The organism is Streptomyces sp. RLA012 (assembly GCF_056270325.1).
Window position 1 is genome coordinate 1,404,079 of the sequence record NZ_JBWDPA010000002.1, and the last position, 15,878, is coordinate 1,419,956.

The following is a 15,878-nucleotide window of genomic DNA, read 5'->3' on the forward strand; positions in this document are numbered from 1 at the left end:
GACGGTCGAGGGACTGACGGTCGAGGGACTGACGGTCGGGAGACGGACGGTCGGGAGACGGAGGGTCGGGGGACGGGCGCCACGCCGGGTCCGTCCCCCGGCCACCCGCGCACCGCCACCCGAACGGCCCACATGATTGCCCCGTTCGGGCGACAGCGATCGCGCCGTCGTGCGCCCTTTCCTAGCGTTCCGATCATCGAGGTGCATTTCAGGCGCAGGCGGAAACGGTCCGCAGCGAGGCTCCTCGTGGACCCGGAGGCTCACCCATGCACGCGATAGGCGTCGCTTCGGCCGCCCTACTGGGCGTGACCGCCCTGACCTTCACCGCATCCGCCGCCCTCGCGGGGAACGACGACGACAGCGGCGACGGCGGCCGAGACAGCGGCCGGAGCAACAGCAACATCACCTCGTTCGGCTTCAACGTGCAGCCGCAGACCATCGAGGCGGGCGGGCGGCTCCGGCTGAACGCGGAGAGCTGCGACTCCGTCACCAGGGTTTCCTCCGGCGTCTTCGACACCGTCACCATCCCCAGTGGACAGTCGTCGGCCACGGCCCTGGTCGACCGGGACGCCAAAGCGGGCGCCGTGTACGAGGTGACGTTCCAGTGCGGCAACGAGAGCGGGCGCACCGAACTCACCATCGCCACCGACCGCTCCGACACCGACTCGGACACCAACACCAATACCAACTCCAGCACCCACACGACTCGCGATCAGGTGTCCGTCCCGGTCACCGCTCAGCGGGGTGTCAGGGCGGGTGTCGGCGGCAGCAGCGGCGGCGGTTTCGACCTGAAGGAGATCGGCCTGGGAACCGCGCTCATCGCCGGCTGCGTCGGCACCGCGTGGCACATGACGCGCCGCCGTACCGCCGCCGACGACTCCTGACCGCGCGGCACTCACAGCGCTCGTATGCCCCGGACGTACAGCCCTTCTCCCCGGACCCTCTCCGCGGGGACCGGGGAGAAGGACTGTCGCAGGCGCGCACAGGGGCGCCGAAGAAGGTGATCGGTCGATCCACCGCTCCGACCCGCCGGTCAGACCTGCTTGTCGGACTTGCGGCGCATCCAGAACAGGCCGCCACCGACCACTCCGGAGGCCACCAGTCCGCCGCCGATCGCCATGTCGGCGGGCGTCGCCCCGTTGGCGCTGCTCCCGCCGAGACCACCTCTGACACCGCCGACGACGGTGAAGGCGGCGGGCCGGGTCAGCCTTCGGTTGCCGTCACAGCGGGCCGTGACGTCGTACGTCCCCGGGCGCGCGTCGCGGTCGACGGTGACCGTGGCGATGGCGGAGTCGCCGCTCACCCGGCGCAGCGGGGTGGTTCGGAAGGCCCGCGAGGAGACCGTGCTGCCGGGCCTTTGGCAGGCGTCGCCGTCCACGGTGATCGTCAGCCGGCCGCCCCGCGCGATGACGTTGGGCCGGACGACGATGTTTCTCACCTCGTTGCGGCCCAGCCGGCCGTTGTCATCGAACCGACCGTTGTCGTCGAACCGACCGTTGTCATCGAACCGACCGTTGTCGTCGAACCGGCCGTTGTCGCCCAGGCGGCCGTTGTCGTTGAACCGGCCGTTGTCGTTGAACCGGCCGTTGTCGCCCAGGCGGCCGTTGTCGTTGAACCGACCGTTGTCGCCCAGGCGGCCGTTGCCATTGAACCGGCCGTTGTCACCCAAACGGCCGTTGCCATTGAACCGACCGTTGTCGCCCAGGCGGCCGTCGTAGACCAGTACCCCGCCGTTGCCGAGCCCAGCACCGTTGCCCAGTACCCCGCCGCCGCCCACTACGCCGCCGGTACCCAGTACCCCGCCACCGCCCACCACGCCGCCGCCTACGACACCGCCACCGCCCACTACACCCCCGCCACCTACGACACCGCCGCCACCCACTACACCCCCGCCACCTACGACACCGCCGCCACCCACTACACCGCCTTCCAGTCCGGTACCAGCGCCCGGTCCACCGTTGTTGCCGAGTGGTTCGTTGTTGCCCGGTTCGTTGTTGCCCGGTTCGTTCGAGGCCGCCGCCACCGGGGCGGCGAGCCCCACCGCGGCGACCACGGCGGCAGAGACCGCCAGGGCACGAGTTGTACGCATGTGATCCTCCGCGGAAGACGCCCCGGGAACCGTCCCCGGTCGATCGGCGAGAAAGCGCCTCCCAGACAGACCCTCAGATGCCCTGCACAGGGCCGCATTTCGAGAATGGTCCGTCCTGGTGAGAAGACACGCCGAAAGAATTCCACACAATCGGATATTGCCGCAGGTCACGGACTGTCAGAAATTTCCTGCCCTCGGCAACTCGGATGGCTCACCACGGCGGTACGCCGACACCCGTTCGCCCGCGTCCCGTCGCTCGCCGGGCATGCTCCACTTAGCTTTCTCGTATGCGCGACGGACGCGGCGACGGCCGCGTCGAGAGGGGATTGCGAATGTTTGCGTCCGAGCTGGCCGAAGAGGAGGAGCGGCAGAAGAAGCGCGCCCCGTGGGGCGTGATAGCGCTTGTTCTGCTGACCGGCCTCGCACTCATTCGGAATGGTTCCGGTGAGTTCGACGTGGGCCCTCCGCAGCCCGCCTCGGCGGCAGCGGCGGACAACCGGACTCCCGGGAACGGGAACGTCTTCTCCAGTCCCAGCGCCGCGCCCGCCTCGCTGTCGTACTCCGCGGTGAACCGGGTCAGGATCCCGGCGATCCAGGTCGACGCCCCGGTCGTGCCGGTGGGTCTCGACTCGGGCGGCTGGGTCGACGCGCCGCCGCCCGACAACCCGAATCTCGCGGGGTGGTTCACCGGCGCGGTGTCACCCGGCGAGAAGGGCACGGCCGTGATCGTGGGCCATGTGGACAACACCCGGGGCCCGGCCGTCTTCTACGGGCTCGGAGCCCTCAAGAAGGGAAACCGGGTCGAGGTACTGCGAAAGGACGGCAGGACCGCGACATTCGAGATCTACGGCATCGATGTTTTCCAGAAGAGCAACTTCCCCGGCGACCGCGTATACGGCAGCAAGGGCACCCCGGAATTGCGGGTCATCACCTGCGGGGGTGGTTTCTCCAAGCAGCACGGTTACGAGGGGAACGTCGTGGTTTTCGCCCGCCTGGTCGGGGTGCGCTGAGCGCTCCCCGACGGACCGGCACATTCCACCCGAGGGGCCGGTGGCCCAGCCACCGGCCCCTCGGAATCCCGGGCAGCCCGGCCCCGAGCGGTTCGTGTGGTGGGGCGCTGGATCCTGACGCACCGGCCGCCGCACCCGGTCTCCGTGGTCGCCCCGCCTGCCCGGTCAGCTGTACTGGCGTCGCGGCACGGTGAGGTGGTAGCCGGAGTCGAGCAGTTCGGGGAGATAGTCGCGCAGCGCCCGCACGGTCTGGGAGCGGTCGCCGCCCGCGTCGTGGGAGAGGACGACGACACCCGGGGCGGCCCCGTTCTCGACCCGGTCGATGATGGTGCCGGTGCCCGGGGTGGTCCAGTCGAGGCTGTCGACCGTCCAGGCGAGCGGCTCCATGCCCAGGTCGGCACCGATCTCGAAGGTCGCCCGGTTCCAGGCCCCGTAGGGCGCGCGGAACCAGACGGGCCGTTCACCATAGGCCTTCTCGATGACGTCGCTGGTGCGCGCGATCTCGGAGCGGATCTCGGAGCGCGGGAGCTCGGTCAGCAACGGATGGGTCCAGGTGTGGTTGCCGACGATGTGCCCGTCCTCGGCCATCTCGGCCAGCAGGTCCTTGTTGTCGACGGCCATCTCCCCGCACACGAAGAACATCGCCCGCACATCGTGTTCGCGCAGCGTGCGCAGGATGTCCGGGGTGTAGCGCGGGTCGGGGCCGTCGTCGAAGGTCAGCACCATTCTGCGGCCGCGCCCGCTCACCTGCAGGATCGGCTCGTGACGTACGACGGTCCGCGGGGGTGTCCGGCGCGGCGGACCGTATCCGGTCATCGGCTGGAGGCGGTAGGCGGAGGGCTTGAGCGCGGCCCGGCGCGCCTGTGGACCGGCGGCCACGGATTCGTCGCGCACCGGGCCCGCGGCCGGTGCGGCGGTGAGGACGCGGGCCTCGCCCGCCGCTCCCGCGGCCCCCAGGACGGCGGCACCGGCGATCAACGCCCGGCGCCGCGTGAGCAGCTGATCCTTTTTCATGACTCATCAGTCGCCCAATGACGGCGTGGCACAGCTGAGCAACACCGCGGTGGCCCCAGGAAAGCACCCGTTGGGACCAGCTCAGCGGCAGCGCACCAGGGGGAACGGCAGTGTCTCGCGAATCGTCAGCCCCGTGAGGAACATGACGAGCCGGTCGACGCCGATACCGAGCCCTCCGGTCGGCGGCATCGCGTACTCCAGCGCGTCGAGGAAGTCCTCGTCGAGCTCCATCGCCTCGGGGTCTCCCCCGGCGGCCCGCAGCGACTGTGCGGTCAGCCGTCGCCGCTGCTCGACGGGATCGGTCAACTCCGAGTAGGCGGTGCCCAGTTCGATGCCGAAGGCGACGAGGTCCCAGCGCTCGGCGAGTCGCGGGTCGCCGCGGTGCTGCCGGGTGAGCGGGGAGACCTCGGTCGGGAAGTCCTTGTAGAACGTGGGCTGCCGGGTCTTCTCCTCGACCAGTCGTTCGTACATCTCCAGCACGACGTCACCACGTCCGTCGTCCGCCCGGTACGGCACGCCCGCGCGGTCGCACAGCCCGTGCAGCGCCGCCTGCGGTGTGTCGGCGTCGACCTCCTCCCCCAGGGCCTCGGAGATCGCGCCGTACACCGTCCTGACCGGCCACGGACCGGAGATGTCGTACTCGGCACCGTCCTTGCGGGCGACCGGCGCGCCGAAGGCGGCGGTCGCGGCGCCCTGGATCAGTTCGCGGGTGAGGTCGAGCATCACGTCGTAGTCGGCGAACGCCTGATAGGCCTCCAGCATGGTGAACTCGGGGTTGTGCTTGTAGGAGACGCCCTCGTTGCGGAAGGTGCGGCCCATCTCGAAGACCTTCTCCAAACCTCCGACGCACAGCCGTTTGAGGTAGAGCTCGGGGGCGATGCGGAGGTACGTGTTCAGGTCGTAGGCGTTGATGTGGGTGGTGAAGGGGCGGGCGTTGGCGCCGCCGTGGATCTGCTGGAGCATCGGTGTCTCGACCTCCAGGTAGCCACGGTCCAACAGTCCCTGGCGCAGCGCCTGGACGGCGGTGGAGCGGGCGCGTACGACCTGGCGCGCATCGGGGCTGGACACCAGGTCGAGATAGCGGCGGCGCACCTTCGCCTCGGGGTCGGCGAGGCCCCGGTGTTTGTCGGGCAGGGGGCGCAGGCACTTGCCGGTGAGCCGCCAGTCGCTGACGAAGACGGTGGGTTCGCCCTTGTCGCTGGCACCGACGAGGCCGTCGGCGGTGATGTGGTCGCCGATGTCGACGTCCTCGCGGAACCGGGTGAGGGCGGGCCCGGACTCCTCGCGGGTGAGGGCGAGTTGGAGGTCGCCTGACCAGTCGCGCAGGACGGCGAACAGGATCCCGCCGAAGTCCCGTACGAGGATGACGCGCCCGGCGACGGTCACGTGCCGGTGTGCCGGCTCGGCCTGTACCGCCCGTCCGGCCTGTTCGGCCTGTTCGGCCTGCTGGGCCTGCTGGGCCTGCTGGGCCTGTTCGGCCTGTGCCGCGCGGGCCTCGGCGAGGGTGTGGGTGCGCGGCGCAACGCCCACCGGGTACGGGTCGGTGCCGGCGGCCCGGAGCCGGTCGAGCGTGCGGTGGCGGACACGGACCTGTTCGGGCAGGCCCGCGGTCGGATCGGCGGCCGCGCCCTCGTCGCCCGGCTCCGGGCCGAGGACCGACAGCGGGGGCAGGCCCGCGGTGGTCGCGGGTTCGGCTCCTGCCTTCGGGCGCCCCTTGCCCCAGAGCTTGCGCAGCGAGGGCACGGAGACGAAGCCCTCGGCGATGCCGGAGGCCAGTCCGATGCGGGCGAGGGAGCCGGTGTCGCCGTAGCAGATGAAGCGGGGGTACCACTCGGGGCGGTACTTGGCGTTGGACCGGTACAGGGCCTCCAGCTGCCACCACCGGGAGAAGAACAGCAGCAGCCTGCGCCACAGCCGGAGCACCGGCCCGGCACCGATGCGGGCGCCCTCCTCGAAGACCGACCGGAACACCGCGAAGTTGAGGGAGATACGGCGCACGCCGAACCTTCCGGCCGCCGCGCACACCTCCGCGACCATGAACTCCATGACGCCGTTGGGGGCGCCGCGGTCCCGGCGCATCAGGTCGAGCGAGATGCCGTCCCGGCCCCAGGGCACGAAGGAGAGCAGCGCGAGGAGCTTGCCGTCGGGGCTCAGGGCCTCGACGAGGAGGCAGTCGCCGTCCGCGGGGTCGCCGAGCCGGTCCAGGGCCATGGAGAAGCCGCGCTCCGTCTCGGTGTCGCGCCAGGCGTCCGCCTTGTCGACGAGTTCCTCCATCTCCTCGTCGGTGAGAGTCGAGTGGCGGCGTACCCGGCAGGTGGCGCCGGTGCGCCGGACCCGGTGGACGGCCTGGCGGGTGACGCGCATGTCCCGGCCGTCCAGGTCGAAGTCGGCCACCTGCAGGATCGCCTCGTCGCCGAGCTGGAGCACGCCGAGCCCGGCGCGGGCGAAGGCCTTGGCGCCGTCCTCGGAGGCGCCCATGACGGCGGGCGCCCACGCGTGGCGGCGGGCCAGGGCGAGCCAGGCCTCGATGGCGTGCGGCCAGGCCTCACGGTCGCCGACGGGGTCGCCGCTGCCCAGGCAGACGCCGGCCTCGACGCGATAGGTGACGGCGGCCTTGCCGCTGGCCGAGAAGACGACCGCCTTGTCGCGGCGGGTGGCGAAGTAGCCGAGCGAGTCGTCGGCGCCGTACGCCTGGAGCAGGGCGCGGATACGGGCCTCCTCGTCGCCGCGCAGGGCCGCCTCCAGGCGCTGCGAGCGGAAGAGCGCGGCGGCGGCGTTGAGCAGGGCGAGGGCGCCGAAGAGACCGAGGACGAAGTAGAGCTTGTGGGGCGGGCGTCCGCTGAACGAACTGCTGGAGACCAGTCCGCCGCACACCCGGCCGGCCGCCCACAGCAGCCGTTCGCCGCGCGGCAGGGTGCCGGGGAACAGCTCGACCAGGCCCCAGCCGAGCAGGATCGCCACGATCAGCCCGACGAGCAGCACGGCCAGGGCCCGCCGTACGGCGGCGCGCCGGGAGTCGGCGTAGAACTCGCGGCGCGCCACGAGCAGGAGCACCAGCAGCAGTGCGCAGACGACGAAGGACGGCAGCGACTCGGCGTACAGGCCCATCGAGAGGCCGACGATGTCGAAGAAGACCAGCAGGCCGAGATAGACGACCACCAGCCACCAGGCGATCTTCTTGCGGGCGGCGGTCGCGGCGGCGAGCAGGAACAGGAAGGCGGCGTACGCGAGGTTGGCGCTGACCGGGACGATCAGCAGGTCGAGGAAGTCCACGAGGGGCCGCAGCAGACGGCGCAGCGGGGCGACGAAGGCCAGCAGGGCGCAGAGCAGGGAGAGGGCGCCGAAGAAGGTCGCGAACGCTTCGGGCACCTTGCTGAGGAATCCGCCCCGGGACAGCCGTACGGGGCCCGAGACGCCCCTGGGTCCGCGGGCCTGCGCGGTGGTGCTCATGGTTCCGACTCTAGGAACTGCCTGCCGGACCCGCCCGTCGAGCGCCCGGGTCGCCCGGCGTCACCTGCCACCCGGCACCCGCCACGGCATGCGGGCCGTGCCCAGCCCGGATGGTTCGCGGACCTGGGGCTTCCGATAGCCTCGGCAGTGTGGCGGAAAAGCAACCCTCGCATCGGTTCGAGCGAGGCACGGACGGTCCCAAGGTCATCGTCGTCGGCGTGGACGGCTCCGAGTCGTCGCTGCGCGCGGCGGCCTACGCGGCCGGCCTGGCCAGGCGGCAGCGCGCACTGCTCGCCCTCGTGTACGTCCAGCCGGTCATGGCCGCGGGAGCGGCGTTCGGGGCGCCGGTCGCCGACACCACGGACCGGATCGCGGAGGACCTCATCGCGCAGTTCCGGGAGGGCACCGAGAAGGTCAAGGACATATTCGAGGTGCGCTGGGAGTTCCACACCTTCCGCGGCGACCCCTTCAACGGCCTGGTGACGGCGGCGAACGAGCTCAAGGCGGACGCCGTGGTGGTCGGTGCCTCCGAGCAGGCGGGGCACCGGATCATCGGATCGGTGGCGATCCGGCTGGTGAAGGCGGGCCACTGGCCGGTCACGGTCGTCCCGTAGGCCCCAGGGTCCCGGCGGCCCAGCGGCCTACTGCGCCATCATCAGCCCGTCCTTGGCCGCGCCCCGACCGAGCACGACGTCCCGGATCCGGTCGCGTACGCCCGCGAGGTCGGCGCCCTGCGCCACGGCCGCGTTGAGATCGACGACCCGCCCGGCGTCGATGTCGAAGAGCTGCGGCACGAACTCCGCCTTCGTGACCTCCCAGCGTGCCCCCCGCCGCGTGGGCGGGGCGAAGGTGAAGCGGGCGAGGGTGCTCTCGTTGCCCCGCGGGTCCTGGACGCCCTGGTGGTTGAACATCTCGCCCGCGACCTGGTCGCCCGTCCCGTAGACCACCCAGGTGCCGTTGACCTTCTCGTAGGCCTGCGGGACGTGGGCCTGGGCGCCCAGGATCAGGTCGATGTCGGGGCGCCCGTCCGTACGGGACGCGGTGAGCTCCCGGCTCAGCGCCGTCTGCCGGGTGTCGGGCTCCTCCTGCCATTCGGTGCCCCAGTGCAGGGATACGACGACCACGTCGGCGCCCGCCCGCCGGGCGGCCCGGGCATCCACCAGGATCCGGTCGCGGTCGATGAGGTTGACGGCCCAGGGCTGCCCCGCGGGCATCGGCAGGCTGTCCGTCCCGTAGGTGTAGGCGAGGTGGGCGACACTCGCGCCGCCCGCGCGCATGAGGGTGGGCACGGTCGCTTCCACCTCCGTGCGCGCCGATCCCGCGTGCCGTACGCCCGCGCGGTCGAGCACGTCCAGGGTGCGCCGGACGCCCTCGGCGCCGTCGTCGAGGGTGTGGTTCGAGGCGGTGGAGCAGGCGTCGTAGCCGGTCGCGGCGAGTGCCCCGGCCAGCTGCGGCGGGGAGTCGAAGGCCGAGGCCGAGGAGTAGTCGCCGTCGGGGCCGTACACGGTCTCCATATGGCAGATCGCCAGGTCGGCGCCGGCGACCAGGGGTCTCACCCCTTCGAACATCGGCCGGAAGTCGTACCCGGCGCCGCCCGCGTCGGAGTTCGCCCGCTCGATGATCGAGGTGCTCGGCAGCAGGTCGCCGGAGGCGACGAGGGTGAAGCCGCTCGGGGCGGAGGGTACGGCGGGTCCGCCGGGCTGCCCGGCGCTCCGGGCGGGCGGCTTCTGCGCGGCCTGACAGCCCGCGGTGCCCACGACGAGTACGGCCGCGAGGGCCGCGGCGGTCTGTCGCCTACGTGTGATCATGCCCAGCCTCGATGCAGTCATATATGAGTACGAAGTGAGATGAATCCATCTACCAGGGAGGGGCGGAGTCAAGGACCGACGCGTACCGGTAGCCCGTCCGGCGCCGGCGAACGAGCCGATCGGGGCGATGGCGGGGCCCGCTGGACCGTTCGCCGCGCCGTTCACCGACAGCATCGACCGCCCGGCGCAGACCCGTGCCCCGCCCCTGTCCCACCAGGGCGGTACCCGCTGGCATACAGGCCATGACGGCCGGAACCACCACCAAGACGACCGCCGAACACGAGCTGGCCGCGCTGCAGCGCGAGCACGGCCGGCCCCTCTTCGCCCTGCTCCTGCGACTCTCCGACGGCGACCGGCAGCGCGCCGAGGACCTGCTCCAGGAGACGTTCGTGCGCGCCTGGCAACACCCCGAGGCACTGCGCGCCGACGACTTCGACTCCGTACGCCCCTGGCTGCTCACCGTGGGCCGGCGGCTCGCGATCGACGCACGGCGGGCCCGGCAGGCACGGCCGCCGGAGGTCGGGGACGCGGTACTGGAAAGTGCGCGGGTCTGTGCGGATCACGCCGAAAGGTCGGCGGCGACGCTCGATGTGCGGGAGGCTGTGAAGACACTCACTCCCGAGCACCGTGAAGTCCTGGTGCTGGTGTATTTCCAGGGGGCGAGTGTGGCGGAGGCCGCTGCGGCGCTCGGCATTCCGCCCGGTACCGTGAAATCTCGTGCGTACTACGCGTTGCGCGCCCTGCGCCGGGTTCTTCCGGGATACGCGGCCGACCTGCGGTGAAACCGAAGGCCGAGTCAAACCTCCGTAAAGCGCCTTGCTGAGGACCATGGTTGAGCAATCAGCTGTTCTCATCCGTGTTCCGGATGGAGGGGGACACCCCCCGCCCCCGGGATCGGGCGACGCGCAGGCAAACCGGAGGAAGGCGGGAAGGGATGCTGCACAGAGGCCAAGAGAGCACGGACGGCACCGGCGGTGGGGAACTCACCGTCCCCATGGCGTGGTTGTACGCCGAGTACATCGCCGACGAGCTGCTGCGGACCGGCGACCTGATGCCGCCCACGTCCTTCGAATTCCGTGCCGGGCGCGACGCCCTGGCGCTGACCATCTTCCTCTCCGACACCGAGGGCGAGCTCTCGGGCATCCGGGTCGTCTCGCAGTTGGAGACCTGGCTCTCGCTGACGGCGTACGACCAGCCGTGGCAGGACTGGGTGTGTGAGCACATGGCGCGGCGCGCGGCCGAGGCGGCCGAGTCCGGCGGCCCCGCTCCGGACCTGGAACTGGCTTCGGCGGCCTGGCGCTGGCTGGAGGAGACCGAACTGCTCGCTCCCGACCTGGACGCCGTGCCGGGAGGCGGCCCCGTCCCGGGCGAGGACGACGGACCGAAGGTGTGGACACCGGCCTGGCGGCTGGGACTGCCGTTGGGGCACCTGGCGATCCATCTCTTCTGACCGTCCCTTCCTCTTCCGACCACGTCTGACCACCTCTTCCGACCACTGCGCGCGACCGACCACGGCGCCCGACCGGAGCACCCGACCGCGGCGCACTCCTCCAAACAAGTTTTCCGAACAACTTTTTTTGAGCTCGCACCAATCCGCGGGCGCTCCCACTCCGAATGTCTTGGCCGCGATTCCGAACGAGTCTTGAATGATTCGACGGTCTGGTGCGTACCCGTGGGCAACAGCAACACCACTCCCACCCCGCACCATCGCCACAAGGATTCGGTATTCGGTATGAGGTCCCTGGAACGGCATCGTGACGTCGGCGCCTACGCGCTCGGCGTGCTGGACGAGGCGGAGGCCTTCCGCTTCGAGGATCACCTCATGGAGTGCCCTCAGTGCGCGGCGCACGTGAGTGAGTTCCGACCCGCCGCGCGGCAGTTGATGCTGTACCGGCAGGCCACCCCGCGCTCCGTGCACCCCTTCGCCTCCCCCGGGCCGCGGCTGCTGGACAAGCTGCTCGGCGAGGTGGCGACAACGCGCCGGGCCGGGCGCAGGCGCTGGCTGTACGCGGTGGCCGCCGCCGTGGTGCTCGCGGCGGGCGGGCCCATGATCGCGATGGTCACGTCGCACGGATCCGCCTCCCAGGCGACACCGTTCGCCGCGACGGACCCGCAGACCGGGGTCTGGGCCCAGATCACGACACAGGACCGGGTCTGGGGCAGCCAGATCAACATCGAGGTCAAGGACGTCGGGGGCCCGCATCCCTGCCAGCTCGTCGCCTTCGGCAAGGACGGTTCGGAGGAGACCGTGACGAGCTGGATGGTGCCGCCGCACAACGGTGAGGCCACCACCCTGCAGGGCGGTGCCGCGCTCAAAGCCGGAGAGATCAGCCGGTTCGAGGTGCGCACGACGGACGGCAAGCACCTGGTGACGGTCAAGTCCCCCTGATCGGCCGCCTGGTCCGGCGTCCGATCGGCCGTCCGATCAGCCGTCTGATCCGCCGTGTGATGGGCCGCCTGATCCGTCGTGTGATCGGCCGCCTGATCCTGCGCTATTTGAGCAGCCGGGACAGTCGGCGGTCCGCGAGCGGCTTCCCTCCGGTCTGGCAGGTCGGGCAGTACTGCAGCGAGGAGTCGCTGAAGGAGACCTCGCGGATGGTGTCGCCGCACACCGGGCAGGGCTCGCCCGTCCGGCCGTGCACCCGCAGCCCGCTCTTCTTCTCCGCCTTGAGGCGCCCCGCGGCCAGCCCGTGGGAGCGCTCCACCGCCTCGGTGAGGGTGGTGCGCAGCGCCTCGTACAGGCGGCTCGTCTCCTCGGGGGTCAGCGAGGCGGCGAGTTTGAAGGGGGACATCCTGGCGGCGTGCAGGATCTCGTCGCTGTACGCGTTCCCCACACCGGCGATCAGGCTCTGGTCCCGGAGCGCGCCCTTGAGCCGGCGCCGCTCGCCCGCGAGCAGCTCCGCGAAGCGTGCCTCGTCGAATTCGGCGGTGAGCGGGTCCGGGCCCAGGCGGGCGACGCCGGGGATCTCCGCCGGGTCCCGGACGATGTACACCGCGAGTCTCTTCTGGGTGCCGGCCTCGGTGAGGTCGAAGCCCTCGCCGGTCTCCAGGGCGACGCGCAGCGCGAGCGGGCCCTTGCCGGGGCGGGGCGGGCCGTCGGGCAGCGTGTCCTTCCAGTGCAGCCAGCCCGCGCGGGCGAGGTGGGTCACGAAGTGCAGGCCGTCGGCCTCGATGTCGAGGAACTTGCCGTGCCGGTGCACGGCGGTGACCTCGCGGCCCTCGAAGGCGGTGACGGGCGGGTCGTACGTCTTCAGGACGCTGATGGCGACGGGCAGCACGCGCACGACCTCGCGGCCGACGAGATGGTCGGCAAGGAAATCCTTGAGCGCCTCGACCTCTGGCAGTTCCGGCATAGGTCCAGGGTGCCACCGAGGCCGTCGGCCCCGAGCGCCCCGGTGGTCAGTCCCGTGGCGGGACGGTGGTCAGTCCCGTGGCGGGACCAGGAACTCGCACCACACGCACTTGCCGCCGCCGCGTGCCTCCACGCCCCAGATGTCGGCGAGCCGGTCGACCAGGAGGAGTCCGCGGCCGGAGACGCCGGACTCGCCCGCCTCCCGGCGGCGCGGCAGGGCGCTGGAGGAGTCCTCGACCTCCGCGCGCAGCCTCCGGTCGGGGCCGCTGAGGACCCGCAGGGTGACGATCGCCGCGCCCTCGGTGTGCATGAGGGCGTTGGTGATCAGCTCGTCGGCGACCAGTTCGACGTCGTCGGCGCGCTCAGCGGCGCCCCAGGCGCGGACCGCGGCCCGGATCATGTGCCGGGCCTCCGTGAGCGCCTCGGGGTCGCCGGGCGCCACGTGCTGCTGGAGCCGCCCGCCGGACCGATGGGGGCCGGGGCCACGGCGGCGCAGGGCCAGCAGGGCGACGTCGTCGTCGCCACCGCGTTCCTCGGCCACGTCGATGAGCAGGTCGGCGAGGTCGCGTACGTCGTCCGGGCCCGAGCGGATCAGCTCCATCAGGGTGTCCAGGCCTTCGTCGAGATCGACGCCGGGCTGCTCGACGAGGCCGTCGGTGCATACCAGCAGGGTCTGACCGGGGTCCAGCTCGACCGTGTCGACCGGGTATTCGAGGCGCCCGAACAGGGCGGAGAGACCCAGTGGCAGGCCTCCCGCGACAGGCAGTCGGCGGCAGGTGCCGTCGTTCTCCCGGATCAGCGGGTCGATGTGGCCGGCCCGTACCAGCTGGACGACTCCGGTCGACAGGTCGGCCTCCGCGTACAAACAGGTCGCGAAGCGGTCGGTGTCGAGTTCGTGCAGGAAGACGGAGGCGCGGGCCATCACGGTGGCGGGGGTGTGTCCCTCGGCGGCGTAGGCGCGCAGCACGATACGCAGCTGGCCCATGACGGCGGCGGCGTGCGTGTCGTGCCCCTGGACGTCCCCGATGACGGCGCCGACGCGGCCGCCGGGCAGCGGGATCACGTCGTACCAGTCGCCGCCGATGTCCCGGCCGAGGGAGGCGGAACGGTACCGGACGGCGATGTCCGCGCCCGGCACGCTGGGGATGGAGCGCGGCAGCATGGCCTGCTGGAGGCCTTGGGCGAGGTCCTTCTCCTGCTCGTAGAACATGGCCCGCTGCAGACTCTGCGCGATGCTGCTGCCCAGCGCGACCAGGACGTTGCGCTCCTCCGCGGAGAAGCCGCTGCGGTCGTTGTAGAGCAGGCCCATCGCGCCGATCGGGCGGGCCTGCACGATGAGCGGCAGATAGGCGGCCGAGGTGATCTTCAGGTCGGTGATGTGCGGCCACAGCAGTGGATAGGAGTCGGCGAAGTCCTCCGGGGACTCGATGAAGCGCGGGGAGAGGGTGCGCACGACCTCGCTCATCGGGTACTGCTCGTCGATCCGTGTGACCAGGGTGCCGGGCACGAAGCTGCCCTCGGGACCCTCGGCGACCAGCCGGATGCGTCCGGCCTCCACCAGGCCCATGACCAGGCTCGTCGCGCCGAGGTGGGTCAGACCGTGGGAGTCCTTGAGGACGTCGATGACGTCCTGGACGGTACGGGCGTGGGCGAGCGCGGCGGTGGTGATCTGCACGACGTTCGTCTGCTGGCGCCGGGCCTCGACCTCGGCGGCCTGCTCACGGCGCGCCGCGCTCTCGCCCAGTTCCCGCGTGGCGTCGCGGACGATGCCGATGATCCGGCGCGGCCGGCCGGTCTCGTCGCGGCGGATGTAGCCCTGGGCGTGGGTCCAGCGCAGCGAGCCGTCGCGGCAGCGGATGCGGAAGTAGGCTCCGTAGTTCTCGCTGCCGTCCTTCAGTGCCTGGGAGACCAGGGTGTCGAGGCGGATGGACTCGGTCCGGGGTATCCGCAGGGACAGGGCGTCGGGATTGCCGTCGTACTCCTCGGGGCGCAGGTCGAACACTTCGTGGGCCTGGGCGTCCATCTGCATCTGACCGGTGTCCAGGTCCCAGTCGAAACTGCCCATGTGGTTGAGCGCCAGGATCGGATCCGGGTGGGCGGGCCGGTCGTCCGGGAGTGACAGGGCGCTCGCTCCCCGATCAACCATGGGGCCACCTTGCCAGGATTTGCCCGATTATTCGAGTTATGGGGAGCCCGGATCCGGGCTCCCCACACCACTCGGACACTCAGCCGTCGAAGACGTCGGCCGGCAACTCGAAGACGGAGTCCTCCCCGGCTGACTCGTCGGGGATCATTCCGCCGCCGTCGGGCAGATCGGGGATCTCCGGGACGGTGTCGGGACCGATCTCCTCGTCCAAGGGGTCCGGCGGGAACACGGGCTCCTCGATCGACGGGGGCGTCGCGGTGGGTGGGGCGCAGTCCACCATCGCGGCCACCGGAGCGTCCGTCGGCACGCCACCGTCCGGCAGGTCCGGTACGCCGGGCAGGTCCGGCGCACGCGGCACGTCCGGCAGCTCCGGCAGCTCCGGCAGCTCCGGCAGCTCCGGCAGCTCCGGCAGCTCCGGCAGACAGTCGGACGCCACCCCTTCGGAGGGCGGAGCAGCCAACGGGCTCCGCTCCGGGCTCGCAGGCAGGCTCGGACTCAGGGACGGCGGCCGTACGACGACACCGGCGGGCCGGAACCCGGGCCCGGACCGCCCTCGGGTGCCCGGGTTCACCTCGGCCGCGCCCTGCGGGTCCAGCAGGTCCAGCAGGTCCAGCAGGTCCGGAGAGCCCGGGAAGGAGCGCACGCCGCGTGGGTCGACGACACGGTCCGTGGGCGGCGCCGTGTGCGGCATTCGGGTGACGGGCGGCGCGGCGGCCGTGGACGCGGTGAACGCGTCGGGCCCGTCGGCCACGCCCGGCTGCAGGAGGAGTTCACCGCCCTCCACACCGGACGTCGTGTTCCTGTCGCCGTCGCGGTCGCATCCGGCGACAAGGAGCGCCGCCGAGAGCACACAGACCATGACGAGGGTTCGGGTGGGTATATGCACCACGGTCTTCTGTCGCACCACATTCTCCCGTTGCACCGCGTTCGCCCGCTCACTCCGGGCATTTCGTCCACTATTGTCTGCGTCGCCCAGTTGGCTTACGCAAGCGGAGGCGGTCACCCAGCG

Annotated in this window: 13 protein-coding genes; 6 read left to right on the top strand and 7 right to left on the bottom strand. The window is 71.4% G+C overall.

The genetic code is table 11. From position 1 onward, the window contains the following. The first annotated feature begins 266 nt into the window (after positions 1-266). Positions 267-884: a hypothetical protein gene (locus RV986_RS06755; protein ID WP_475916511.1), complete on the top strand. Its 618-nt coding sequence runs from the start codon at positions 267-269 to the stop codon at positions 882-884. Positions 885-1,033: 149 nt separating this feature from the next. Here the strand turns inward: RV986_RS06755 and RV986_RS06760 are convergent, their stop codons facing one another. Continuing rightward, positions 1,034-1,453 carry a hypothetical protein gene (locus RV986_RS06760; RefSeq protein WP_475924198.1) on the bottom strand — a complete coding sequence of 140 codons (420 nt, stop codon included), beginning with the start codon at positions 1,451-1,453 and terminating at the stop codon, positions 1,034-1,036. A 968-nt stretch (positions 1,454-2,421) separates the two neighbouring features. Between RV986_RS06760 and RV986_RS06765 the strand changes: the two genes are divergently transcribed. After that, the gene (locus RV986_RS06765) at positions 2,422-3,099 is read left to right on the top strand and encodes a class F sortase (protein ID WP_475916512.1); all 678 of its coding nucleotides are present in this window, start codon (positions 2,422-2,424) and stop codon (positions 3,097-3,099) included. A gap of 165 nt (positions 3,100-3,264) precedes the next feature. On the opposite strand, the gene RV986_RS06770 is transcribed toward RV986_RS06765, so the two are convergent. Then, complete coding sequence (locus RV986_RS06770) at positions 3,265-4,113, bottom strand: polysaccharide deacetylase family protein (RefSeq protein WP_475916513.1); 849 nt, start codon at positions 4,111-4,113, stop codon at positions 3,265-3,267. 81 nt (positions 4,114-4,194) lie between these two features. Further along, positions 4,195-7,563 carry a bifunctional lysylphosphatidylglycerol synthetase/lysine--tRNA ligase LysX gene (gene lysX / locus RV986_RS06775; RefSeq protein WP_475916514.1) on the bottom strand — a complete coding sequence of 1,123 codons (3,369 nt, stop codon included), beginning with the start codon at positions 7,561-7,563 and terminating at the stop codon, positions 4,195-4,197. Positions 7,564-7,673: 110 nt separating this feature from the next. On the opposite strand from lysX, the gene RV986_RS06780 reads away from it, so the two are divergent. Continuing rightward, positions 7,674-8,177, top strand: a complete 504-nt coding sequence (locus tag RV986_RS06780) for a universal stress protein (protein WP_475916515.1) — start codon at positions 7,674-7,676, stop codon at positions 8,175-8,177. A gap of 27 nt (positions 8,178-8,204) precedes the next feature. Here RV986_RS06780 and RV986_RS06785 read toward each other — a convergent pair whose 3' ends face one another. Next, on the bottom strand, positions 8,205-9,371 hold the full coding sequence (locus RV986_RS06785) for a CapA family protein (protein ID WP_475916516.1): 1,167 nt from the start codon (positions 9,369-9,371) through the stop codon (positions 8,205-8,207). A gap of 242 nt (positions 9,372-9,613) precedes the next feature. On the opposite strand from RV986_RS06785, the gene RV986_RS06790 reads away from it, so the two are divergent. The 3 genes from RV986_RS06790 to RV986_RS06800 all read left to right on the top strand — a co-directional run bounded on the left by RV986_RS06790 (position 9,614) and on the right by RV986_RS06800 (position 11,760). Next, positions 9,614-10,153 (top strand): sigma-70 family RNA polymerase sigma factor, encoded by a 540-nt coding sequence (locus RV986_RS06790; RefSeq protein WP_266580368.1) that lies wholly within the window; start codon positions 9,614-9,616, stop codon positions 10,151-10,153. Between the two features lie 152 nt (positions 10,154-10,305). Continuing rightward, positions 10,306-10,821, top strand: a complete 516-nt coding sequence (locus RV986_RS06795; protein WP_475916517.1) for a hypothetical protein — start codon at positions 10,306-10,308, stop codon at positions 10,819-10,821. A gap of 282 nt (positions 10,822-11,103) precedes the next feature. Then, positions 11,104-11,760, top strand: coding sequence for a zf-HC2 domain-containing protein (locus tag RV986_RS06800; RefSeq protein WP_475916518.1), 657 nt, complete (start codon positions 11,104-11,106; stop codon positions 11,758-11,760). 103 nt (positions 11,761-11,863) lie between these two features. Here the strand turns inward: RV986_RS06800 and RV986_RS06805 are convergent, their stop codons facing one another. From RV986_RS06805 to RV986_RS06815, 3 genes are all read right to left on the bottom strand, one after another. Beyond that, positions 11,864-12,724 carry an Fpg/Nei family DNA glycosylase gene (locus RV986_RS06805; protein ID WP_475916519.1) on the bottom strand — a complete coding sequence of 287 codons (861 nt, stop codon included), beginning with the start codon at positions 12,722-12,724 and terminating at the stop codon, positions 11,864-11,866. Between the two features lie 69 nt (positions 12,725-12,793). Continuing rightward, entirely contained in the window at positions 12,794-14,869 is a 2,076-nt protein-coding gene (locus RV986_RS06810; RefSeq protein WP_475916520.1) for a SpoIIE family protein phosphatase, read from the bottom strand. Between the two features lie 79 nt (positions 14,870-14,948). Continuing rightward, positions 14,949-15,773, bottom strand: a complete 825-nt coding sequence (locus RV986_RS06815) for a hypothetical protein (RefSeq protein WP_475916521.1) — start codon at positions 15,771-15,773, stop codon at positions 14,949-14,951. Positions 15,774-15,878: the final 105 nt, after the last annotated feature.